This window comes from Klebsiella sp. MPUS7, assembly GCF_009905335.1.
Lineage (GTDB): Bacteria > Pseudomonadota > Gammaproteobacteria > Enterobacterales > Enterobacteriaceae > Klebsiella > Klebsiella grimontii.
Genome location: NZ_CP047604.1, coordinates 1,068,872 through 1,090,219, shown reverse-complemented (window position 1 = coordinate 1,090,219; position 21,348 = coordinate 1,068,872). Strand labels below are relative to the sequence as shown.

The 21,348-nt window shown below is 54.8% G+C and carries 21 protein-coding genes; 4 read left to right on the top strand and 17 right to left on the bottom strand.

Annotated elements, in window-relative coordinates:
- Nucleotides 1-27 precede the first annotated feature (27 nt).
- From GUC22_RS05200 to GUC22_RS05190, 3 genes are all read right to left on the bottom strand, one after another.
- Nucleotides 28-2,391, bottom strand: coding sequence for a DUF262 domain-containing protein (locus GUC22_RS05200; protein WP_160183386.1), 2,364 nt, complete (start codon nt 2,389-2,391; stop codon nt 28-30).
- Complete coding sequence (locus GUC22_RS05195; RefSeq protein ID WP_160183385.1) at nt 2,388-4,178, bottom strand: DUF262 domain-containing protein; 1,791 nt, start codon at nt 4,176-4,178, stop codon at nt 2,388-2,390. The genes GUC22_RS05200 and GUC22_RS05195 overlap by 4 nt, the downstream gene beginning before the upstream one ends.
- A gap of 167 nt (nt 4,179-4,345) precedes the next feature.
- A complete protein-coding gene (locus GUC22_RS05190; protein ID WP_160183384.1) occupies nt 4,346-5,629 on the bottom strand; it encodes a tyrosine-type recombinase/integrase in 1,284 nt (427 codons plus the stop codon).
- A gap of 218 nt (nt 5,630-5,847) precedes the next feature.
- Here GUC22_RS05190 and mutS point away from each other — a divergent pair, with 218 nt between their 5' ends.
- Nucleotides 5,848-8,409: a DNA mismatch repair protein MutS gene (gene mutS / locus GUC22_RS05185; RefSeq protein ID WP_160183383.1), complete on the top strand. Its 2,562-nt coding sequence runs from the start codon at nt 5,848-5,850 to the stop codon at nt 8,407-8,409.
- 119 nt (nt 8,410-8,528) lie between these two features.
- On the opposite strand, the gene GUC22_RS05180 is transcribed toward mutS, so the two are convergent.
- The 4 genes from GUC22_RS05180 to GUC22_RS05165 all read right to left on the bottom strand — a co-directional run bounded on the left by GUC22_RS05180 (nt 8,529) and on the right by GUC22_RS05165 (nt 11,287).
- Complete coding sequence (locus GUC22_RS05180) at nt 8,529-8,681, bottom strand: Hok/Gef family protein (RefSeq protein ID WP_160183876.1); 153 nt, start codon at nt 8,679-8,681, stop codon at nt 8,529-8,531.
- Between the two features lie 338 nt (nt 8,682-9,019).
- Nucleotides 9,020-9,256, bottom strand: a complete 237-nt coding sequence (locus GUC22_RS05175; RefSeq protein ID WP_004853596.1) for a non-oxidative hydroxyarylic acid decarboxylases subunit D — start codon at nt 9,254-9,256, stop codon at nt 9,020-9,022.
- A 10-nt stretch (nt 9,257-9,266) separates the two neighbouring features.
- Nucleotides 9,267-10,694, bottom strand: coding sequence for a non-oxidative hydroxyarylic acid decarboxylases subunit C (locus GUC22_RS05170; protein ID WP_160183382.1), 1,428 nt, complete (start codon nt 10,692-10,694; stop codon nt 9,267-9,269).
- On the bottom strand, nt 10,694-11,287 hold the full coding sequence (locus tag GUC22_RS05165; RefSeq protein WP_024358487.1) for a non-oxidative hydroxyarylic acid decarboxylases subunit B: 594 nt from the start codon (nt 11,285-11,287) through the stop codon (nt 10,694-10,696). The genes GUC22_RS05170 and GUC22_RS05165 overlap by 1 nt, the downstream gene beginning before the upstream one ends.
- A gap of 170 nt (nt 11,288-11,457) precedes the next feature.
- On the opposite strand from GUC22_RS05165, the gene GUC22_RS05160 reads away from it, so the two are divergent.
- A complete protein-coding gene (locus GUC22_RS05160; RefSeq protein ID WP_004137348.1) occupies nt 11,458-11,877 on the top strand; it encodes a MarR family winged helix-turn-helix transcriptional regulator in 420 nt (139 codons plus the stop codon).
- On the opposite strand, the gene GUC22_RS05155 is transcribed toward GUC22_RS05160, so the two are convergent.
- Nucleotides 11,874-12,761 carry a LysR family transcriptional regulator gene (locus tag GUC22_RS05155; protein ID WP_154932889.1) on the bottom strand — a complete coding sequence of 296 codons (888 nt, stop codon included), beginning with the start codon at nt 12,759-12,761 and terminating at the stop codon, nt 11,874-11,876. The two genes, GUC22_RS05160 and GUC22_RS05155, sit on opposite strands and share 4 nt — an antisense overlap.
- A gap of 107 nt (nt 12,762-12,868) precedes the next feature.
- On the opposite strand from GUC22_RS05155, the gene GUC22_RS05150 reads away from it, so the two are divergent.
- Together GUC22_RS05150 and GUC22_RS05145 are read left to right on the top strand one after the other, a co-directional pair.
- Nucleotides 12,869-14,083, top strand: a complete 1,215-nt coding sequence (locus GUC22_RS05150) for an MFS transporter (protein ID WP_024358489.1) — start codon at nt 12,869-12,871, stop codon at nt 14,081-14,083.
- Nucleotides 14,080-14,457: a DUF4440 domain-containing protein gene (locus tag GUC22_RS05145; protein ID WP_154932884.1), complete on the top strand. Its 378-nt coding sequence runs from the start codon at nt 14,080-14,082 to the stop codon at nt 14,455-14,457. The genes GUC22_RS05150 and GUC22_RS05145 overlap by 4 nt, the downstream gene beginning before the upstream one ends.
- Before the next feature lie 65 nt (nt 14,458-14,522).
- Here GUC22_RS05145 and rpoS read toward each other — a convergent pair whose 3' ends face one another.
- The 9 genes from rpoS to GUC22_RS05100 all read right to left on the bottom strand — a co-directional run bounded on the left by rpoS (nt 14,523) and on the right by GUC22_RS05100 (nt 21,316).
- Complete coding sequence (gene rpoS, locus GUC22_RS05140; protein WP_004104962.1) at nt 14,523-15,515, bottom strand: RNA polymerase sigma factor RpoS; 993 nt, start codon at nt 15,513-15,515, stop codon at nt 14,523-14,525.
- Nucleotides 15,516-15,673: 158 nt separating this feature from the next.
- Nucleotides 15,674-16,792 (bottom strand): murein hydrolase activator NlpD, encoded by a 1,119-nt coding sequence (gene nlpD / locus GUC22_RS05135; RefSeq protein ID WP_004137339.1) that lies wholly within the window; start codon nt 16,790-16,792, stop codon nt 15,674-15,676.
- Between the two features lie 122 nt (nt 16,793-16,914).
- Nucleotides 16,915-17,541, bottom strand: coding sequence for a protein-L-isoaspartate(D-aspartate) O-methyltransferase (locus GUC22_RS05130; RefSeq protein ID WP_024358491.1), 627 nt, complete (start codon nt 17,539-17,541; stop codon nt 16,915-16,917).
- Nucleotides 17,535-18,296, bottom strand: a complete 762-nt coding sequence (gene surE, locus GUC22_RS05125) for a 5'/3'-nucleotidase SurE (RefSeq protein WP_004124266.1) — start codon at nt 18,294-18,296, stop codon at nt 17,535-17,537. Before surE ends, GUC22_RS05130 begins: the two co-directional genes overlap by 7 nt.
- A complete protein-coding gene (gene truD, locus GUC22_RS05120; protein WP_024358492.1) occupies nt 18,277-19,326 on the bottom strand; it encodes a tRNA pseudouridine(13) synthase TruD in 1,050 nt (349 codons plus the stop codon). The genes surE and truD overlap by 20 nt, the downstream gene beginning before the upstream one ends.
- The gene (gene ispF, locus GUC22_RS05115; protein WP_004124268.1) at nt 19,323-19,802 is read right to left on the bottom strand and encodes a 2-C-methyl-D-erythritol 2,4-cyclodiphosphate synthase; all 480 of its coding nucleotides are present in this window, start codon (nt 19,800-19,802) and stop codon (nt 19,323-19,325) included. Before ispF ends, truD begins: the two co-directional genes overlap by 4 nt.
- Complete coding sequence (gene ispD, locus GUC22_RS05110) at nt 19,802-20,512, bottom strand: 2-C-methyl-D-erythritol 4-phosphate cytidylyltransferase (protein ID WP_160183381.1); 711 nt, start codon at nt 20,510-20,512, stop codon at nt 19,802-19,804. The genes ispF and ispD overlap by 1 nt, the downstream gene beginning before the upstream one ends.
- Nucleotides 20,513-20,531: 19 nt before the next feature.
- A complete protein-coding gene (ftsB, locus tag GUC22_RS05105; protein WP_004124270.1) occupies nt 20,532-20,849 on the bottom strand; it encodes a cell division protein FtsB in 318 nt (105 codons plus the stop codon).
- A gap of 140 nt (nt 20,850-20,989) precedes the next feature.
- Nucleotides 20,990-21,316 carry a DUF3561 family protein gene (locus GUC22_RS05100; protein WP_160183380.1) on the bottom strand — a complete coding sequence of 109 codons (327 nt, stop codon included), beginning with the start codon at nt 21,314-21,316 and terminating at the stop codon, nt 20,990-20,992.
- Between the last annotated feature and the right edge of the window lie 32 nt (nt 21,317-21,348).

Here is a 21,348-nt window from a genome sequence, read left to right as displayed (position 1 = left end):
TGGGGTCAGTCCATACAACCACAACAGCTAGCAACTCACAGAGTATCCATTTAGCTGCGCCAACACATGTTCAACATCACGGCTGTCCGTCGCTATCTGAAAATAATCATTTTCTTGGAAGTGAAAAATGTCTCTAAGCGTGGCACCAATTTGTGGGTCAATTTCCTTTGTAGGTAACAATGTACTTATGATGAATTGGCTGCGTTCTGCGACGATGCTGAATTCAGGCCACCACTCAGTCTGAAGGCAGATCAGTCTGATATAAGGGCAGAAGGCAGTACCGACTGCGGTCATATAAGTTATATTTAAATTGTTAAAAGCTTGCAATTTATCCCTAAGTTTCTGATAAAGGCAGAATGTGAGCAACTCGGCATGTTCACCATTAAGTTGACTGCGCTTTAGTATGTAAACCCTCTCGTTAGACTCAACGCGAAGGGCTCGAGCTTCACAAAACTTGATGACTGCCGGAGTATCGACAATCAATCGTCGCCAGTCCTCACTCAGGGGCGCACTAGAAATGACATCTTGTAGTTGATTCGACAAGTCAATATGTGGATTCATTCGGTCCCACAGATTTTTCAGCAGACCGCGTTTTCCTTCAGAGCGTAAGAATCGCTTCCAGCTGGCTTCATCATCTGCACGATCAACTAAGAAGGACTGATTTTTTCCCTTTGGCAGCAAGCAGTCCCCTAAACTCAAAAGAGCCCGCAGCCAATAGTACGCACCTAATTCCTTTAAGCCAACATTCGAAAAGGTAGCATGAGCCCAGCTCCAGTAGTGCTCAAAGGCATGCTGGAGCTCAAGATGTTGGTCAGCGGTCCAGTCACAGGGAGCTACCATTTTAAACTGGTCCGCTACACCTGAGTACTCTATTAGGAAGTCAATTTGTCCAGCAAAGTATCCATGTACCTCCGCTGTTTGGATAAGAGGCCCCCACCCTTCATGGGCTAGTATCAATGCACACTTGATGCGCTCCTCGTTAATTTGAAGCCTATTGAAGCCATCCACAGAGTTGTCTGGATTCGCTAGATACTCCAGAATACTATCTGCATGAATCAAAAGTGCATTTACACTTTCAACGCTACGCCGGAAATCATCTACCCGGTTATAGGTAGTATTCACTGACAGATTCTTGATAACTCTCATCCAGTGATGGAATGCCTCTGGCCCAGGCTTGCCCTCATGTTTGTGGAGATAGCCCACATAGGCCGCGAACTGCACCGCTTCGCTATAGCTTAGGGAGGTGAAGTACGGACTAATAATTTTGCCTAGTATGGATGACTCATTAAAGAACTGATCGTTTAGCAACCCCGTGTACAATCTATTTTTTTCTGCGTGTAACGTATCCAGCAAATAAATAAGCGACGTAGAAAAACGCTCATCAAGCCAATCTCGGTGGTGATAGTCTTGGAATGACAATGTGCTATATATATTGCGCAACAGCTCGGTATCTTTATTGAATGCTTCTCCCCCTGAGTCTCGCGTTACCAAAGCCACCACCCTAAACAAGCGAAGGAAAGCTTGATCAAATAGGTTGCTTTCTTTGTCACGAAATTGCCAGAATAAGTCTCCCCAATGCGTGTCCAGTTGGATGGACACGTATTCATGGATGGGAAATGAGCTGTCACCAATATAAAACCTGCGATCTACAAACTTAGTTTTAAGCAACTGCTCATAACGAGCCTTGAAGTTTTCGAACTCAGTGAGAGGCTTTCCCCGGGCATTCATCTTGATGTAAAGGTCATCCGAGAGGCCAAAGTCATGCAGACCTAGGAGTTGAAATGTGACAGCTGGGCGAGCTTCGTCTACTAGTCTAGCGAATAAGTTCGAATGGGTTGCAAAGCGCTCATGGATGGCGTCCATCATTCCTTGAACAGACTGGATAGAGGGGTCGCGTAGCCAGCTTCGGAAAAACCAAGGTTGATCGCATACAATGTCCGCAAGCGAAACCACCTCGTCCACAGCTTCGGTTGGACGATACACCACCAACTGGTCAAAAAAATCATTACTACTAGGCCGAACTCCGTAGCGGAAACGAGACTTTCCCTCTGCCACGAACAATGCTGTAAATTCTTCCCAGGCGCTATCGCGCCATGCCAAATACCAATGAAGCAGAAACAAGGTGGTCAAACGCTGCTGCCCGTCTAAAGGGAGGAACTGTGTCTTTCCTTGGCATTCTTCAACACTGCCATAAATAAAGTCTAAATTTAGCGGCAAGCTGACGTCATGAGTGGGCTTGAGCAGAGCATCTTCCAGTGCGGCAAGGAAAGTATCACGAACCTCTTGCTCATCAGGCCGGCCTTGGGCGTAGTCACGCTGAATAATCGGGATTTGGATATGTGTATGCTGTTGCAGCAGCTGAATGTAGGTGATTTGTTGGCCTAGGTTCATTGAATTTCCCTTTTGCTGCCGCAGAAAAAGTGAGTGAGTGTATCCAGCATGGCTATTTCGTAAGCTTCTCGGTCATGCTCAGCCCAGAACAGGGCATTGCCCACCTGGGGGCTGTAGCATTTCAGGAAAATGTTGCGGGTGCACAGCGGCACAAAAATACCGGCCTGATCCAAGGATAGTAATCTCTGGCGCTTTACCGCAAACACAGCATTGCCGTAACTACGGTTGGTATGTTCATCCAGCAGAGTCAGATTGCACAAACCATGCTCCTCCTCCCACTCCCCCGCTTCGGAAAAAAACTCCAGCACTCTGTCATACAGTTCGTCAAACTCTTCAGGAAGCTTAGAAGATGCTTGGTCAACTAAGTTGATCTTAATCTCTTCATATAAAGCATCATTCGAGCCTTGTGTAGCGAGAAATCTAAGGCAATGTTCCAGCCAGGTCCTTTGCGCGTCCGTACGGCCAGGCCTGTCATCGCTAACGGAGCGAATATGCTCGATATCCCAGCACTGGGTCTTGAAACTGTCGAACTGGAAACGCAGATTTGAGCGCACATCTTGCAACAAGGTTGCGAGGTTGAATAGAAGCAACCAAGCACGAATGCGGCCGTGGCTCGACTTACGATCGTAGCTGAGTCCATCCATATGTGTAGACAGGCGCTCTCGTACAACCTCCTCGCTCACAGGAACAGACAGCGCATCACCTGTAACGAGGTGGAAGATCTTACAACGCAAAGTCAGCTCGAAACTGCTCTTAGTCGTACCTTGCGCCAGTTTGCGGATTTCGTTGATTCCGACACATTGATGAACCAGAAAACCCACCATATGGAAGAGCCTACGATCCTCAAACCATTCTTCTAATTGCAGGAAGCTGGACTTAATGCGTGCCCACTCGTCTTCAACGCTGGCACCGGATGCCTTGAGCCGCCCATTGACATGATGAAATGTTGCATAGGTGTCATACTGCCATAACTGCGATAAACCGTCTTCTTGCGCAACCAGTTCAAACAATAGGCCAATGCGGTTCTGAGCAGGAGCTGGCTTGTTGCTTATGAAGTACCAAAAAGCATCGTTTTGGAGGGCTTTTTCCAGTTGGTCCCATTCATAGGCTATGCGTAACTGAGCGCTTGTGGGATCAGCACTGGCACCGGTGCTTCGACGCAGAAACAGCGCGCGGATAAGTTCGTCTGATGTTAGCGGTATCTTACCTACATTCAGCCTGGTGAAAGCCTCAACCGGATGATCTCCTTCTGCCAACTCGAACCAGATGAGCTTGACCTGGTTTATTATCGCAGCCTTGATCGTTTCCACCTCACTCTCGTGTCGAGCAAACCAGTCCTCTATGGTCTGCATAGCTAGATAAAGATGAAAATAGTCAGCGTTAGTCTCCGCTAGTTCAGAGGAAGGCTCTTCTAAAAAGGCCGGCAGTTTGGGGCGAGTTTCATAATCCAGCTTATAGAGTGGCTGACGGAATCGCTCGGCTAAACGTTCGTTAAAGTGACGAAGGACCAACAAAAGTGTGGTCAGCCGTTGCTGACCATCTACTACCTCCCAGTCCCCTTGTAGCCGCGATTTGATTACTAAGGGCTGTAAGCAGTAGAACTCCTGAGGCTGAGGGTTGGGTCGCTGAGTGAACTCGTGAATGTCATCCAAAAGCTGGGTTATCTGGAACGAGGACCAACGGTACCCTCTCTGATAGGCTGGGATGAAAAAGCGTTGGGGCCGTCCATCTGCAAGGAAAGTGCGTAGTTCATGAACGGTTTTCAATTGAATTTGTTGTGTCGCCATACCAAACGGGACCTCTAAGGCAATAGTTTTTGGCTAATGTTTTACTCTCTACTAGCTCGAATATTTATAGCCGCATAAGAGCGCACTCAAATGCTCAAAAACAAGGATTCATCGACTATTTAAAATTAACCTATTAAAGTCGGAACAGTATTATTTCAAGGTGCAGTTTAAATTTTAACTTTGTCTAAATAATCAGCCCACACTTGCAACCACTTCCGGCACTCAGCGTCATACTTATACAAGTTATAAATACCCTCAACACCACCGCGCGTATGCCCCAGTATGGCCTCAGCCACCTCATTTGGACATTGCAAGCGGGATAATCCTGTCCGCACTGTACGACGTAGATCGTGGGGTGTCCAATGAGGTATATCAAGCATTTGGCCGCTTTCACGTAAACGCCATGAGTTTTCAGTTAGATACTTCTGCTGGATTGGCTTCTTCGTGGCTTGCGAAGGGAATAGATATTTGTCAGAGGTAAGCCGTAGAACCTTGAGAAAGTCGATCGCTTGATCCGATAATTGAACGTAACGCTCTACCCCAGTCTTGGTTTCTCTAAGATGAATGGTGCCTTTTTCAAGATCAACATCCTTCCATGCCATATTGCAGACTTCACCGGTACGACACCCGGTCCAGAGGGTCAGACGTAACACGTTTTTGATCGTTGGCGTATAAGCCGAACCCGGAAGCCATTTAAGAAATTTTGCAAGTTCATCCTCGCTCAGTACTCGTGTTCCACGTCCATTTGTGAGCTTGATTCTGGTCTGTCGTAAGCTGGATTTTGCTAACAGCGCTGGATTCGCAAAACTATCATCAAAACGTCCAAGGCCAATTGCAAATTCATATGCGAGTGAAAGCTCCCTCAGTACATTCCCTGCCTGTACGGTTGCACCTCGGGCTACAATGCCATTGATTAAATTAATGACATCCTGGCGCGTAATCTCAGCAGCATTCCGGGTTCCGAAGCTTTTAACAGCGTCACCATAGAGAGTTCGACGAACCTCAGCCTGCCCTTTCGGCTTTCTGGCACCTGGAATGACCTTCCCGTCCTTCGTTTTACGATCCTCAATACGTTCAGTAAGATACAATTCAACTAATCCCTGTACGGTCAATTCAGGGATCTTAGCCTGTTCAGCTTCAATCGCACGCTGGAGCTTATCATGCTTAAGCTCTGACGCAGGACACCGACCTTCCTGTCGGAGAAGCTTTAATTCGTGAAGTTTAAGACGTGCAGCGGCGAGAGAAGTCTGCGGGAAGTTACCAATTTTAACCTGAGCAAGCTTGCCAGTCAGAGGACTTGTGTAACGGTAGAAAAAAGACTTAACTCCAGTTGCTCCACAGGAAACACGTAAGCCACGATTTTCGCCTACGTCAGCCTTATCTTTGTCGCCAGGCTTCATCATTTCTACCGCTTTAAACGAAAGTGGCTTTCCCTCTTGTTTTCCTACCATAAAGACTCCGTTATCATGCACCTTATGCAGTCATGAACATAAATGTAGGTTGCGCTGTATATGCCCATATTTTACCAAGCCATAGGTTGGCAAGCTACACTTTAACCTACATTTAAATGTAGGATTTCATGATATTCGATGAGACAATGTGAAACCTAATGATAACCAAAAAAAATCACTAACTCATTAAAAATAAAGAAAATGGACATCACAAACCGATGAGTACAATAGAAAACTTAGATTCTCACACCCCAATGATGCAGCAGTATCTCAAGCTGAAAGCCCAGCATCCGGAGATTCTGCTGTTTTACCGGATGGGTGATTTCTACGAACTATTCTACGACGATGCGAAACGCGCGTCGCAGCTGCTGGATATCTCGCTGACGAAGCGCGGCGCTTCCGCGGGCGAACCGATTCCGATGGCCGGGATCCCGCACCACGCGGTGGAAAACTATCTGGCCAAACTGGTTAATCAGGGCGAGTCGGTGGCTATTTGCGAACAGATTGGCGATCCGGCTACCACCAAAGGGCCGGTTGAACGCAAAGTCGTCCGTATTGTGACGCCCGGCACTATCAGCGATGAAGCGCTGCTGCAGGAACGCCAGGACAATCTGCTGGCCGCCATCTGGCAGGACAGCAAAGGTTTTGGCTACGCCACCCTTGATATCAGCTCCGGACGTTTTCGCCTGAGCGAGCCCGCCGACCGCGAAACGATGGCCGCCGAGCTCCAGCGCACCAACCCCGCCGAGCTGCTGTATGCGGAGGATTTTGCCGAGTCGTCGCTTATTGAGGGTCGCCGCGGCCTGCGCCGTCGTCCGCTGTGGGAATTTGAAATCGACACCGCGCGCCAGCAGCTCAATCTCCAGTTCGGCACGCGCGATTTGGTTGGTTTCGGCGTTGAAAACGCCCCGCGCGGCCTGTGCGCCGCCGGCTGCCTACTGCAGTATGTCAAAGACACCCAGCGCACGTCATTGCCGCATATCCGCTCCATCACGATGGAACGCCAGCAGGACAGCATCATTATGGATGCGGCCACGCGCCGCAATCTGGAGATAACCCAGAACCTGGCCGGCGGCTTTGAAAATACCCTCGCCTCGGTACTCGACTGCACCGTCACCCCGATGGGCAGCCGTATGCTGAAGCGCTGGCTGCATATGCCGGCGCGCGACACCACCGTGCTGGTAGAGCGCCAGCAGACCATCGGCGCGCTGCAGGAACATTACACCGAACTACAGCCGGTGCTGCGTCAGGTCGGCGACCTCGAACGTATTCTGGCGCGCCTGGCGCTGCGCACCGCCCGCCCTCGCGATTTAGCGCGTATGCGTCACGCTTTCCAGCAGCTGCCGACACTGCGCGCCATGCTGGCCGACGTCGACTGCGCGCCGGTGCAGCGGCTCCGGGAAAAAATGGGAGAATTTAGCGAATTGCGCGAACTGCTGGAACGGGCGATTATCGATGCGCCGCCGGTACTGGTTCGCGACGGCGGCGTTATCGCCCCCGGCTATCATGCGGAACTCGATGAGTGGCGCGGCCTGGCCGATGGCGCTACCGATTACCTCGACAGACTGGAAGTTCGCGAGCGCGAGCGTCTGGGGCTGGATACGCTGAAGGTGGGCTACAACGCCGTCCACGGCTACTACATCCAGATTAGCCGCGGCCAGAGCCAGCACGCGCCGATCCACTACGTCCGTCGCCAGACCCTCAAGAACGCCGAGCGCTATATTATTCCTGAGCTGAAGGAGTATGAAGACAAAGTCCTGACCTCCAAAGGGAAGGCGCTGGCGCTGGAAAAGCAGCTGTACGATGAGCTTTTTGATATGCTGCTGCCGCATCTTGGCGACCTGCAGCAAAGCGCCAGCGCGCTGGCGGAGCTCGATGTGCTGGTGAACCTCGCCGAGCGCGCGGAGACCCTCAACTACTGCTGCCCGACCTTCAGCGATAAGCCGGGCATTCGGATTAGCGAAGGCCGCCATCCGGTGGTTGAGCAGGTGCTGAAAGAGCCGTTTATCGCCAACCCGTTGCACCTCGCCCCGCAGCGGAGAATGCTGATTATCACCGGTCCGAATATGGGCGGTAAAAGTACCTATATGCGCCAGACCGCGCTGATCGCCCTGCTGGCGTATATCGGCAGCTACGTTCCGGCGGAAAAAGTCGACATCGGCCCTATCGATCGTATTTTCACCCGCGTCGGCGCGGCGGATGACCTGGCCAGCGGCCGCTCAACCTTTATGGTAGAGATGACCGAAACCGCTAATATTCTGCATAACGCCACCGAGCATAGCCTGGTGCTGATGGATGAAATTGGTCGCGGCACCTCGACCTACGATGGCCTGTCGCTGGCGTGGGCCTGCGCGGAAAATCTGGCGAATAAGATCAAAGCCCTGACCCTGTTTGCCACCCACTACTTCGAGCTGACCCAACTGCCGGAGAAAATGGAAGGCGTGGCCAACGTCCATCTTGATGCCCTGGAGCACGGCGATACCATCGCCTTCATGCACAGCGTGCAGGATGGCGCGGCCAGTAAGAGCTACGGTCTGGCGGTTGCCGCGCTGGCCGGTGTGCCGAAAGAGGTGATTAAACGCGCGCGGCAGAAGCTGCGCGAGCTGGAAAGCATTGCGCCGAGCGCTGCCGCCACGCAGGTGGACGGTACCCAGATGTCGCTGCTTTCCGCTCCGGAAGAGACCTCACCCGCGGTTGAAGCGCTGGAAAATCTTGACCCGGATTCGCTGACTCCGCGCCAGGCGCTGGAGTGGATCTATCGCCTGAAGAGCCTGGTGTAGTTCTCGTTTAACGTGAAAAAACGGCAGCGCCCTGCGGTGCTGCCGTTTTAACAAATGCAAACTGGGTGCGAGAGGATGCATCCTGACAACCAATACGCGGGGTTGCCCCCGCGCTGATGCTATTTCTTCGATTCGTAAGCGAGAACAGCTTTAAACTCCATACTACGCTCTTTAATACTTAGCTCGCACAGCGAGCTGCGCACCATAAGCGTAAATCCCAGTACCGTAAAACACAGTACGATGATTGCCACAAGGGCATATTTTGTTAGCATGTCTTGCCTCCCTGCAAAGAAGAGACTAACATCTGAATTGTTCAGGTTCATTCGTCAGCCTCAGTTGATAGAAATATCTCCTGGGGCTTTCGTCTATCTGAATCCTTGTCAATGCTCAAAGCCAGATAGCCTCAAGCACCCGCCGCTATTCTATATTTTCCCGGCCGCGAAGCTTATCAGTAATTTATCAAACCCGTTGATTTTATTATAAACTGGAAGATGGCTCGCAAACGTATCTGCTCTATTAACCTTTTTTCATATTTAAAAATTTAATGGCTACAGATTTCTCATTGATTCATTAAATATAAAAAAGGCCCGACTGAGCGGGCCCGTTTATTTTATCGTTTATCCTCCGCCAGCAGCGGCGGAATATGCGGCACCATCGGCGCGTCATCAATATCCTTCTGGGTCATGCGGAACGCTTCAGGATAATGTTCGCGGCTGGTGCGGCGTAGCGGTTCAGTATTCCGCCAGGTGTAGAAACAGTGCTGGCACTGAAATACCGTCCAGACATCTTTTACCGGCGATGTTGCCAGCACTTCAATATGTTCATCGGCGCAGCGTGGACAAATCATCTTTTTCTCCTTATTTACGGTTGGCCAGCATGACGGTCAATTTTTCAGCCCAGGCTTTCGTTTCAGGGAGATCCTGTACCGGCTGGCTGTAGTGGCCGCGAAGGTCCGGCGCAACCGGGGTGGTGGCGTCGATAATCAGTTTGTCGGTGATCCCCGCCGGGCTGGAGCCTGGATCGAGCTCCAGTACCGACATATTCGGCAGCTGCACCAGGTCCCCGGCCGGATTGACCTTCGACGACAGCGCCCACATCACCTGCGGCAGGTTGAACGGGTCGACGTCCTCATCAACCATGATCACCATCTTCACGTAGCCCAGACCATGCGGCGTGGTCATCGCCCGCAGGCCTACCGCGCGGGCAAAGCCGCCGTAGCGTTTTTTGGTGGAGATAATCGCCAGCAGGCCGTGGGTGTACATCGCGTTGACGGCCTGTACCTCGGGGAACTCGGCCTTCAGCTGCTGATACAGCGGCACGCAGGTGGCCGGGCCCATCAGATAGTCGATCTCGGTCCACGGCATGCCGAGATAGAGGGACTCGAAGATCGGTTTGCTGCGGTAAGAGACTTTATCGATTCGTACCACCGTCATATTACGGCCGCCGGAGTAGTGGCCGGTAAATTCTCCGAACGGGCCTTCGATTTCGCGCTTGCGGCTTTCAATCACCCCTTCGAGGATCACCTCTGAGCCCCACGGCACGTCAAAGCCGGTCAGCGGCGCGGTGGCGATAGGATACGGACTTTCGCGCAGCGCGCCGGCCATCTCATATTCCGACTGATCGTATTTCAGCGGCGTAGCGCCCATCAGGGTAATAATCGGATCGTTTCCCAGGGTAATGGCGATCGGCAGATCTTCACCGCGCTCTTCCGCTTTGTGCAGATGCAGAGCGATATCATGCATCGGTACCGGCTGCAGGCCGAGCTTACGTTTACCCTTCACCTCCATACGGTAAATGCCGACGTTTTGCTTGCCAAAATTGTCCGGGTCGAGAGGATCGCGAGAGACCACGCAGGCTTTGTCGAGATAAAAGCCGCCGTCGCCGTCGTTGAGACGGAACAGGGGCAGAATATCGAACAGATTAATCGCCTCGCCGTCGACGGTATTTTCCGCCCACGCCGGGTTTGCCCGCCGCTCCGGCGTCACCGGGAATTTATCCCAGCGACGAATAAATTCGTCGATCTGATTTTTCACCGGCGTATTCGGCGGCAGACCCAGCGAGATAGCGTGGTTCTGCCAGGAGCCGATGGTGTTCATTGCCACGCGCGCATCGGTAAAACCGCGAATATTGTCAAACCACAGCGCGGGAGCGCCATCGCCGATGCGCCCGGTGGCGTTTGCCGCCGCGGCCAGATCCGGCTCCGCGTTCACTTCTTCGCTAATTTTCAGCAGTTGCCCCTGGTCGTCCAGCGCCTGCAAAAAGCTGCGCAAATCATCAAAAGCCATTATTCATTCTCCTGTGAAATACTCTCTACCGCCCGTAACCCGCTCCAGCGGCGCGCTTTGTGATACTCCAGACCGAACTGATCCAGCACCCGCGTGACAACGTGGTCAGTGACGTCCTCAATGGTTTTGGGATGGTTGTAATAGGCGGGCATGGGCGGTACCATCGCCACGCCCATGCGCGACAGAGCCAGCATGTTTTCCAGATGGATAGTGCTCAACGGCATTTCGCGCGGTACCAGCACCAGCTTACGCCCCTCTTTCAGCACCACGTCCGCGGCCCGCCCCACCAGCCCCTCGGCATAACCGGCACGGATACCGGCCAGCGTTTTCATACTGCAGGGGATAACGATCATGCCGTCGGTACGAAATGAACCTGATGAGATGATGGCGGCCTGATCCGCCGGGCTATGCGAGAAATCGGCCAGCGCCGCCACGTCACGAGCGCTGTACGGCGTTTCCAGTTCAATGGTGGTTTTGGCCCACTTTGACATCACCAGATGCGTTTCCACTTCCGGCATCTCACGAAGCGCTTTCAGTAGCGCAACCCCCAGCGGAGCGCCCGTCGCTCCGGTCATCCCGACTATTAGCTTCATCATCGCCTCGCAAATCGTTCGTGTACGAACATTTTTATTAAAGCTACGCTTGATACGCTTTTCTTGCAAGTTCGTTCGTACACGGCCGCATTTTTCATCAAAACAGGAAAAATGCTCAAACGCCCTCCGAACGGCTATCATAGAACCGACGGTTTTTTTATGGAGTGGTCATGGAGTTAAAAAACGAGGCGTTCCACCTGCTGCGCCAGCTTTTTCAGCAGCACACCGCCCGCTGGCAGCTTGAGCTGCCGGACCTCACCAAACCGCAGTATGCGGTGATGCGTTCCATTGCCGAGCATCCCGGCATTGAACAGGTGACGTTAACGGAAGCGGCGGTCAGCACCAAAGCGACGCTGGCGGAGATGCTGAGCCGAATGGAGAGCCGCGGTCTGGTTCGTCGCGAACACGACCCGGCGGACAAACGCCGTCGGTTTGTCTATTTAACCGCAGAAGGCGAAGCGCTACTGGCAAGCTCAATGCCGCTGGGTCACGCCGTCGACGAAGAGTTTTTAGGTCGGCTGAGCGATGAGGAGCGCCAGCAGTTTTCGCAAATCATCCACAAGCTGATGGCGCAAGAACAGCAGCGTTAACCCACGCGTTCGCGTAAAAAATCAATAAACGCCCGCACTCTGGCAGGGATATGCTGCGCGTCCGGGTAAACCGCATATACCCCCTGGGGCGGAAAGCTAAACTCCGGCATCACCTTCACCAGTGCGCCGTCCGCCAGCGCAGCGGCCACCAGCCACTCGGGTAGCAGCGCGATGCCGCTGCCCGCCAGCGCAAAAGCCATCAGCGCGCTGGCGCTATCCGCCGACAGCCGCGGCGCCGGTTTAATCTCGAAGGCAATGCTCTCGTCATGGGGCCCGCTAAGCTGCCAGCGGAGCGGCGCGGTCAGACGTTCATGAATAATCCACGCCGATTGCGCCAGATCTTCAAGCGTCTTCACAGGATGCTGCGCCAGCCATGACGGGGCTGCAACCGGGACGATGGCAAAGCGTGATATCAGCGCCGCGCGGTAGCGCGAATCCGCCATCGTGCCGAGACGAATCGCCACGTCAAACCGCTCGGAGATTAAATCCGCGTGGTGAGAAGAGGAAACATGGCGTACGCGGAGCGCAGGATGCCGCAGGCTGAACTCCGCCAGCGCCGGAATAATCACCTGCGCGCCATATTCAGGCGTCGTCGTGATCCGCAGCTCGCCGCACAACCCCACGTGGCTGCCCCGGACGTCGTCCTGCAGGTTTTCCGCCGCTTTCAGCAGCGCGACCCCGCGATGATAGAACAGCGAACCGGCTTCGGTAAGCGTCAGGCGACGGGTCGATCGCAATAGCAGCGTGACCCCCAGTTCGTTCTCCAGCTGGCGGACGTTGAAACTCACCACCGCCTTGGTCTGCCCCAGAGCCGCCGCCGCTGCGGTAAAACTCCCGCTATCGACTACCGCCACAAACATGTTCATCCGCTGCAGGTTCAGCATCGCGCCGCCCATTGTCAAAAAATTTCCGACAGTATATCTGCGAATGTCGTGTTTATTCGCCCTGATATTGAGGTTTACAGTAGCGGCCTTCACGGGGGATTTCATCAATGACGTATCGCAGCAAGGTCGCAACCGTTTTTCTGCTGGGTTTCTTTCTCGACTTAATCAATATGTTTATCGCCAGCGTCGCCTTTCCGGCGATGGGCCGGACGCTACACGCGTCGGTGGGCGAGCTGGCGTGGGTCAGCAATGGCTATATTGCCGGGCTCACCCTGGTGCTGCCGTTTAGCGCCTGGCTCAGCCAGCAGTTTGGGGCCCGGCGGGTATTCCTGCTTTCGCTTAGCTTGTTTAGCCTCGGGGCGCTGGCTGCCGGGATGGCCGACTCGTTGATAAGCCTCGTCATGTGGCGCGCCCTGCAGGGGATGGGCGGCGGGCTGCTGATTCCACTAGGACAGGCGTTAACCTGGCAACAGTTCAAGCCTCACGAACGGGCGAAACTTTCCGCCGCGGTGATGCTGGTTGGGCTGCTGGCGCCGGCGTGCTCTCCGGCGCTCGGCGGAGCGCTGGTGCAATCGCTGAGCTGGCGCTGGGTTTTCTTTGCCAGCCTGCCGATAGCGCTGCTGACTTTCGGGCTGGCCGCGCTGTGGCTCAAGGATGAGAAGAGCGTCGCGCGGTCGGGCGGCTTTTTACATCTCTCGTTACTGCGCGACCCGCTGCTGCGCTTTTCTATGCTGGTCTATCTCTGCGTGCCGGGGACCTTTATTGGCATCAATGTCGTCGGGATGTTTTATTTGCAAAGCGTGACGGGGATGGCGCCCTCCGCCATCGGCTCCCTGATGCTTCCGTGGTCGCTGGCCTCGTTTGTGGCGATCGCGACGACCGGTCGCTATTTCAATCGTCTCGGCCCCCGCCCCCTGATTGCGCTGGGCTGCCTTCTCCAGGCAGCCGGAATACTCATCCTGGCTGGCGTCAATGCGCATACCGCCAGCAGCGCGCTGATCGCGGCGTTTATCCTGATGGGCGCAGGCGGCAGCCTGTGCAGCAGTACGGCCCAGAGCAGCGCGTTTCTTAACGTGGCGAACCCCGATATGCCGGACGCCAGCGCGCTGTGGAACCTCAATCGCCAGCTCAGTTTCCTGATAGGATCTGCGCTACTGGCAGCTTTACTGAGCGCTTTTTTACTTTACTGGCCCACCCCGCTGGCGTGGCGCGGCGTATTTATCGCCGCCGCCGTTTTGACCCTGGTGCCGCTGCTGGGCTGCCTTAAATTCGATAACCGGGCGTTAATCATGCGCCTGCACGGTAAAATGGAGAACAAATGAATCGCTATATTGCGGAAGTTATTGCGGCCCACGTGGCTATAGAACACTGGCTGAATCAGGGGGAAGGGAGCGCCGAAGCGCTGCTGCATCGCTTTAGCCCGGAATTTAGCATGATCCCGATAAACGGTATGCGCATGGACCATCAGTCGGTCAGCGCTTTTTTTCACGGGGCTCGCGCCAGCCGCCCGGGCTTGAAGATTGTCATCGACAATGCCGCCATACTTGCCGAATGGCGCGATGGCGCAGCGGTGCTCTATCGGGAAACCCACGCTTTACCCGGCAAAACGGACACCGCACGCTGGTCGACGGTTCTTTTCCGTCTGCAGGAAGAGAAAATCATCTGGCTGCACCTCCACGAGACGGCGCTCGCATAAGCGGCGGAGGCGCAAAAAAGAAAAAGGCCCAATCAAACGATTGAGCCTTTTTTAAGAAAGGTATCTTACTCGCGGAACAGCGCTTCGATATTCAGCCCCTGGCTTTGCAGAATCTCCCGCAGGCGGCGGAGGCCTTCTACCTGGATCTGGCGCACGCGTTCGCGGGTCAGGCCAATTTCGCGGCCCACATCCTCAAGCGTCGCGGCTTCATAGCCCAGCAGGCCAAAGCGACGAGCCAGCACTTCACGCTGCTTGGCGTTCAGTTCGAACAGCCATTTGACGATGCTTTGTTTCATATCATCGTCCTGCGTGGTGTCTTCCGGGCCGTTGTCTTTTTCATCGGCCAGAATATCCAGCAGCGCTTTTTCCGAGTCGCCGCCCAGTGGGGTATCCACCGAGGTAATGCGCTCGTTCAGACGCAGCATCCGGCTCACGTCATCAACTGGCTTATCTAGCTGTTCGGCTATCTCTTCCGCGCTTGGCTCGTGGTCCAGCTTATGGGACAACTCGCGTGCGGTACGCAGATAGACGTTCAGCTCTTTGACGATATGGATCGGTAAACGGATCGTTCGGGTTTGGTTCATGATCGCCCGTTCAATCGTTTGACGAATCCACCAGGTCGCGTAAGTCGAAAAACGGAACCCACGTTCCGGGTCAAACTTCTCAACTGCGCGAATCAGCCCCAGGTTACCTTCTTCAATCAGATCCAGCAGAGCCAGACCGCGATTGCCGTAACGGCGGGCTATCTTGACGACCAGACGCAGGTTGCTTTCGATCATCCGGCGGCGTGACGCAACGTCACCACGCAGCGCGCGACGCGCAAAATAAACCTCTTCTTCGGCCGTCAGCAGCGGGGAATAACCAATCTCTCCAAGATAAAGCTGCGTCGCATCGAGCACCCGTTGGGTTGCTCCCTGCGAAAGAAGCTCTTCCTCAGCCAGATCGCTATCACTGGGTTCCTCTTCAACTAAGGCTTTCTCATCAAAAACCTCGACTCCGTTCTCATCAAATTCCGCGTCTTCATTTAAATCATGAACTTTCAGCGTATTCTGACTCATAAAGATGGCTCCTACCCGTGATCCCTAAGCAAAGCACCTTGGCTAAACATCACTCAAAAGACGCCAGGACGATAACCTTTTCTGCCCCGGTGAAGAAGGCATCGCGGCCGCCCTGGCGCCTTTGTTAGCGATACTGAGCTTATCCGTACTTTGCCAAATTATCGCTGCGGTAAATACTGCAGCGGGTTGACGGATTTCCCCTTGTAACGAATTTCAAAATGCAAACGTGTAGAGCTAGTACCTGTGCTACCCATGGTAGCGATTTTCTGCCCCGCCTTGATATCTTGTTGCTCTTTTACGAGCATCGTATCGTTATGTGCGTAGGCGCTCAGGTAATCATCGTTGTGTTTGATGATAATAAGATTACCGTAACCGCGCAGTGCGTTACCGGCATAGACGACGCGCCCATCTGCGGTCGCGACAATAGCCTGTCCTTTACTGCCTGCGATATCAATACCTTTATTGCCGCCTTCGGCGCCACTAAAGTTCTCGATAACCTTGCCATCAGTCGGCCAGCGCCATGAAGAGATCGGCGAACTGGTTGACGTACTGCTTGCAGTCGATTGGGTTGTGCTGACAGCTGGGGCCGTAACTGGCGCGACGGCAGTTGTCGTCGCGGGCTTGTTATTCGGCAACATCTTATTAGCACTCTGTTCACCTGAAGATTCAGAATACGTAATAGTTGGTTGGGACGCAACCACCGCGGTGGATTTTTGTGCAGAATTTGCGGTTAACATCCCGCCATTACTGGCCTTCACGCTGGCCTGGGCGACAGGGTTATCACCGGTGATTGGCTGGCCGGACGCGTTGCCAACCTGCAGCGTCTGACCGACGTTCAGACCGTACGGCGCCGGGATATTATTACGCTGCGCCAGGTCGCGGAAGTCGTTCCCGGTGACCCACGCAATATAGAATAGCGTGTCGCCGCGTTTAACAGTATAGGTACTGCCGCCGGTATAGCTACCTTTCGGAATATCCCCATACTTACGGTTGTAGACAATTTTGCCGTTTACCGTTTGCACCGGCTCCTGGGCCATCGGCTGAATCTGAGCGGGCTGCGTCTGCACCGGTTGCGTTTGTACCGGGCGCGCCTGCGGAACGTTATTTGACGGAGGCGTGATCAGCATTCCGGAATTCGTACTGGAAGACGAAGCCCCGCCAGCCGAGCTGACCGGCGCAGGCGGATTGTTGGAGCTGCTGCAGCCTGCCAGCCAGAGTGACACCAGTGACAAAGCCGCAATGCGGCTTAAGGTAAATTTTGGGCTTCCCGCGCTCATTTATCCCCCAGGAATATGTTAACTACCAATATCTTGCTCACCGGACGGCGCCCGGCCAGGACACGAAAAATGCGTCCACCCTATGCCTAAATGCAGGCAAAAAAACCTGGAATAATCCGGGTTCAGGCCAACTCCCCTTTCACGAGGGGTACAAAGCGCACGGCTTCGACAGTATCAATGACAAACTCGTTGCCGCGCCGACGGATTCGCTTCAGGAACTGGTGCTCTTCGCCTACCGGCAGCACCAGTACGCCGCCATCGTCCAGCTGCGCCAGCAGCGCGGCCGGAATTTCCGGCGGCGCGGCGGTAACGATGATCGCGTCGAACGGCGCGCGTGCCTGCCAACCCTGCCATCCATCGCCGTGACGGGTTGAAACATTATGTAAATCAAGTTGTTTAAGGCGACGGCGCGCGTGCCACTGCAAACTCTTAATGCGCTCAACCGAGCACACGTGATGCACCAGATGCGCCAGGATCGCCGTCTGATAGCCAGATCCGGTGCCAATTTCCAGCACCCTTGACTCCGGCGTTAGCGTCAGAAGCTCGGTCATCCGCGCCACCATGTAGGGTTGCGAGATGGTTTGCCCCTGGCCAATCGGCAGCGCCGTGTTTTCCCACGCCTTATGTTCAAAGGCTTCATCAACAAACTTTTCTCGCGGCACCAGCGCGATCGCGTTCAGCACGCGCTCGTCAACAATGCCCTGCGTGCGGAGCTGATTGAGAAGACTTTCAACACGTTTATTTACCATTGCGTATCAACCCCAACGCGATCCAGCCAGCCGCTCACCACCTCATGTGCGCCGTGGGCGGTTAAATCGACATGTAGCGGAGTGACCGACACATAGCCTTCATCCACGGCGGCAAAATCGGTATCCGGCCCGGCGTCGTACTTCTCGCCCGGAGGTCCAATCCAGTACAGCGTATTGCCGCGCGGATCTTTTTGCGGGATCACCTGATCGGAAGGATGCCGGCTGCCGCAGCGGGTCACGCGGATACCTTTAATCTGCTCAAGGGGCAGATCCGGCACGTTGATATTCAGAATGCGCCCGGTGCGCAGCGGCTCGCGGCTTAAAGCCCGCAGAATCGAACAGGTGACCGCGGCGGCGGTATCATAATGCTGATAGCCGTTTAGCGAGACGGCCAGCGCCGGAAAGCCGAGATGACGGCCCTCCATCGCGGCGGCAACGGTGCCGGAATAGATGACGTCGTCACCGAGGTTGGGGCCGGCGTTAATGCCGGAGACCACAATATCCGGACGCGGCCGCATCAGGGCGTTCACGCCGAGGTAAACACAGTCCGTCGGGGTGCCCATCTGTACGGCGATATCGCCGTTATCAAAAGTGAAAGTACGTAGCGAAGATTCCAGCGTCAGGGAATTCGACGCTCCGCTGCGGTTACGATCGGGTGCAACTATCTGAACCTCAGCGAATTCTCGTAAGGCCTTTGCCAGGGTCTGAATGCCCGGCGCATGAATCCCGTCATCGTTACTCAGCAATATTCGCATAGTCACCCGTTGTATTGATAAGCTCCCTTACTACGCTGGTGGCGAAGCTGCCTGCGGGCAGCCAGAAACGCAGTTCAACGGTAACGTCATCCCACCAGTTCCAGCTCATCTGCTGGGGATAAAGCAGCATCGCCCGGCGGGCGGCCTCTACTTTTTCACGCACCAGCAGCGCCTGTAGCTGCGTCTCTTCGGCCACTGCCGCCTGTTCAGCGGCCAGCGCGCCCCGTTGGCTTCCCCAGTCGCCGCTGCCCACAAGCGCAGCGGTAATCATCAGCTCGCGGTTATCTACCCGCGCCTGGAGTGCCGTCAGTTCTTCAGAGTCCGCAACGAACCAGCTTCCGCGCCCCGCTAATTGTAGCGCATCGCCATCAACAACCTGATTAAATTCCGGTTTTTTTAATCTAATACCAACCTGTTGATTAAACAATGCGCTGCGGGCCGCCGACAACCAAAAACTGCGTTTATTGCGATCGCGCACCGGCGCGCCGCTCTCGGCCCAGCGCAGCGCCCCCTGCAGGTTACTGCCGCCGATACCGAAGCGCTGGGCGCCGAAATAGTTGGGCACGCCATGCTCGACGATCGCCTGTAAACGCTTTTCGACATCGTCGCGGGCGCTGACTTCGCGCAGTACCAGAGTAAACTGGTTCCCCTTCAGCGCCCCGAGGCGCAGCTTGCGCTTATGGCGCGCGTACTCCAGAACCTGGCAACCCTCGAGCTGAAATTTGCTCAGGTCGGGCATCTCTTTGCCCGGCACTCTGGCGCACAGCCACTGTTCAGTCACCGCGTGTTTGTCCTTCTGCCCGGCAAAGCTCACTTCACGTGCATGAATTTTAAGGAATTTTGCCAGCGAGTCAGCAACAAAACGGGTATTGCAGCCGTTTTTCAGAATTCTCACCAGCACATGCTCGCCTTCGCCATCGGGGGAAAAGCCGAGATCTTCCACCACCAAAAAGTCCTCCGGACTGGCTTTTAGCAGCCCCTGGCCCAGCGGTTTTCCATGCAGGTAGGTGAGTTCGTCAAAAGCGATCATTTCTCCGCCTTACGCAGCAGCGCCACCGCTTCACAGGCGATGCCTTCGCCGCGGCCGGTAAAGCCCAGCTTTTCCGTGGTGGTGGCTTTGACGTTCACATCATCCATATGGCAACCGAGATCTTCGGCGATAAAGACGCGCATCTGGGGAATATGCGGCAGCATTTTCGGCGCCTGGGCGATGATGGTGACGTCTACGTTGCCAAGGGTATAGCCTTTCGCCTGAATCCGCCGCCACGCTTCGCGCAGCAGTTCGCGGCTGTCGGCGCCCTTAAAGGCCGGATCGGTATCCGGGAACAGCTTGCCGATGTCGCCCAGCGCCGCCGCGCCGAGCAGCGCATCGGTCAGCGCGTGCAGCGCGACGTCGCCGTCGGAGTGCGCCAGCAGTCCTTTCTCGTAGGGTACGCGCACGCCGCCGATGATGATTGGGCCTTCACCGCCAAAAGCGTGTACGTCAAAACCGTGTCCAATTCGCATTAAGCCTTCTCCTGGTGTCGGGAACGGGTAAGGTAAAATTCGGCCAGCGCCAGGTCTTCCGGGCGCGTCACTTTTATATTATCAGCTCGTCCGGCGACCAGTTCAGGATGGAAGCCGCAGTACTCCAGCGCCGAGGCTTCGTCGGTGATAGTCGCCCCTTCATTAAGCGCCCGCGTCAGACAATCAACAAGCAGTTCGCGAGGGAAAAATTGCGGCGTCAGCGCATGCCATAAATCATTACGCTCAACGGTATGGGCGATGGCCGCCCTGCCCGGCTCCGCGCGCTTCATCGTGTCGCGAACCGGAGCGGCCAGAATGCCGCCCGTACGGCTGGTTTCGCATAATTGAAGCAGGCGGCTGAGGTCATCCTGGTGCAGGCAGGGGCGCGCGGCATCGTGCACCAGCACCCAGTCGGCTTCGCCAAGCACCTTCAGGCCAGCGAGAACGGAATCCGCACGTTCTTTCCCGCCATCAACGACGGTGATTTGAGGATGGTTCGCCAACGGCAGTTGGCTAAAGCGCACGTCGCCCGGGCTGACGGCGATGACCACCCGCCGTATACGCGGGTTTGCCAGCAGCGCGGCGACCGCGTGCTCGAGAATCGTTTTGTTACCGATTGAGAGATATTGTTTAGGGCATTCCGTTTGCATGCGGCGGCCAAAACCGGCTGCCGGCACCACGGCGCAAACGCCCGGAAAAGTGGCTGCCATGTTGTAATCCTGGGCCTGTTTATCGATTATTCTGCTGTTGCCCCGCGGCCTGGTTGCGCTTTGACGCATCCGGCACCAGACGATAAAACGTTTCGCCCGGGCGGGTCATACTGAGTTCATTGCGCGCGCGCTCTTCGATAGCTTCCTGACCGCCGTTGAGGTCGTCAATTTCGGCGAACAGCTGATCGTTGCGTGCTTTTAATTTAGCGTTAGTTGCCTGCTGCGCGGAGACATCGTCATCAACCCGGCTATAGTCGTGCAGGCCATTTTTGCCGAACCACAGCGAGTACTGTAGCCAGACCAGCAAAGCCAATAACAGCAGCGTTAGTTTACCCATCCTGCCCCCTGAAAAACGGCATCATCATCCCATAACTCGCCCGAGTTCTCTACTCTGGCGCGCGGACGACGCCGCGTAACGCGGGGACTGTACCACATTTTTACCGTTGATACCCAGGCTAGATTCATTCGTAAAAAGGACTACCCCAGTAGCCAGAGGAACAGCAGACCGAACATCAGTCCGACGGTCAAAATCGTCGCGCAGACGCTGTACTGAAGTTTACCGTCCATCAGCGAATGCAGCGCGATGCCAACCACGACGGCAACCGGCATTAATGCCAGAAAGAACGGCCAGGTATAGAGGAGGACAAATAGCGTGTTACTGCCATAGATCAGGAAGGGAATACCCAGCGCCAGCAGCCATGAAATAAAGCCAACGGCAGCGCCCGACAGAGACCAGGTGGTCTCGTCGCTGACTGTCGGCGGCAGTTCTGAACGAATAATACTGATGTTCTGGGTATTGCGCATATCGAATCCTGTTGACCTGGCGATCGGCATCC

Excerpts from the sequence above, each read along its gene's own strand:
- GUC22_RS05145 (WP_154932884.1), top strand. The coding sequence starts at position 14,080 with ATGAATCGCTATATTGCGGAAGTTATTGCGGCCCACGTGGCTATAGAA.
- ispD (WP_160183381.1), bottom strand. The coding sequence starts at position 20,512 with ATGGCAGCCACTTTTCCGGGCGTTTGCGCCGTGGTGCCGGCAGCCGGT.
- GUC22_RS05170 (WP_160183382.1), bottom strand. The coding sequence starts at position 10,694 with ATGGCTTTTGATGATTTGCGCAGCTTTTTGCAGGCGCTGGACGACCAG.
- nlpD (WP_004137339.1), bottom strand. The coding sequence starts at position 16,792 with ATGAGCGCGGGAAGCCCAAAATTTACCTTAAGCCGCATTGCGGCTTTG.
- ispF (WP_004124268.1), bottom strand. The coding sequence starts at position 19,802 with ATGCGAATTGGACACGGTTTTGACGTACACGCTTTTGGCGGTGAAGGC.
- GUC22_RS05175 (WP_004853596.1), bottom strand. The coding sequence starts at position 9,256 with ATGATTTGTCCACGCTGCGCCGATGAACATATTGAAGTGCTGGCAACA.
- mutS (WP_160183383.1), top strand. The coding sequence starts at position 5,848 with ATGAGTACAATAGAAAACTTAGATTCTCACACCCCAATGATGCAGCAG.
- GUC22_RS05200 (WP_160183386.1), bottom strand. The coding sequence starts at position 2,391 with ATGAACCTAGGCCAACAAATCACCTACATTCAGCTGCTGCAACAGCAT.
- truD (WP_024358492.1), bottom strand. The coding sequence starts at position 19,326 with ATGATCGCTTTTGACGAACTCACCTACCTGCATGGAAAACCGCTGGGC.
- GUC22_RS05160 (WP_004137348.1), top strand. The coding sequence starts at position 11,458 with ATGGAGTTAAAAAACGAGGCGTTCCACCTGCTGCGCCAGCTTTTTCAG.
- GUC22_RS05165 (WP_024358487.1), bottom strand. The coding sequence starts at position 11,287 with ATGAAGCTAATAGTCGGGATGACCGGAGCGACGGGCGCTCCGCTGGGG.
- GUC22_RS05195 (WP_160183385.1), bottom strand. The coding sequence starts at position 4,178 with ATGGCGACACAACAAATTCAATTGAAAACCGTTCATGAACTACGCACT.
- surE (WP_004124266.1), bottom strand. The coding sequence starts at position 18,296 with ATGCGAATATTGCTGAGTAACGATGACGGGATTCATGCGCCGGGCATT.
- GUC22_RS05155 (WP_154932889.1), bottom strand. The coding sequence starts at position 12,761 with ATGCTGAACCTGCAGCGGATGAACATGTTTGTGGCGGTAGTCGATAGC.
- GUC22_RS05130 (WP_024358491.1), bottom strand. The coding sequence starts at position 17,541 with ATGGTAAATAAACGTGTTGAAAGTCTTCTCAATCAGCTCCGCACGCAG.
- ftsB (WP_004124270.1), bottom strand. The coding sequence starts at position 20,849 with ATGGGTAAACTAACGCTGCTGTTATTGGCTTTGCTGGTCTGGCTACAG.
- GUC22_RS05100 (WP_160183380.1), bottom strand. The coding sequence starts at position 21,316 with ATGCGCAATACCCAGAACATCAGTATTATTCGTTCAGAACTGCCGCCG.
- rpoS (WP_004104962.1), bottom strand. The coding sequence starts at position 15,515 with ATGAGTCAGAATACGCTGAAAGTTCATGATTTAAATGAAGACGCGGAA.
- GUC22_RS05190 (WP_160183384.1), bottom strand. The coding sequence starts at position 5,629 with ATGGTAGGAAAACAAGAGGGAAAGCCACTTTCGTTTAAAGCGGTAGAA.
- GUC22_RS05180 (WP_160183876.1), bottom strand. The coding sequence starts at position 8,681 with ATGCTAACAAAATATGCCCTTGTGGCAATCATCGTACTGTGTTTTACG.
- GUC22_RS05150 (WP_024358489.1), top strand. The coding sequence starts at position 12,869 with ATGACGTATCGCAGCAAGGTCGCAACCGTTTTTCTGCTGGGTTTCTTT.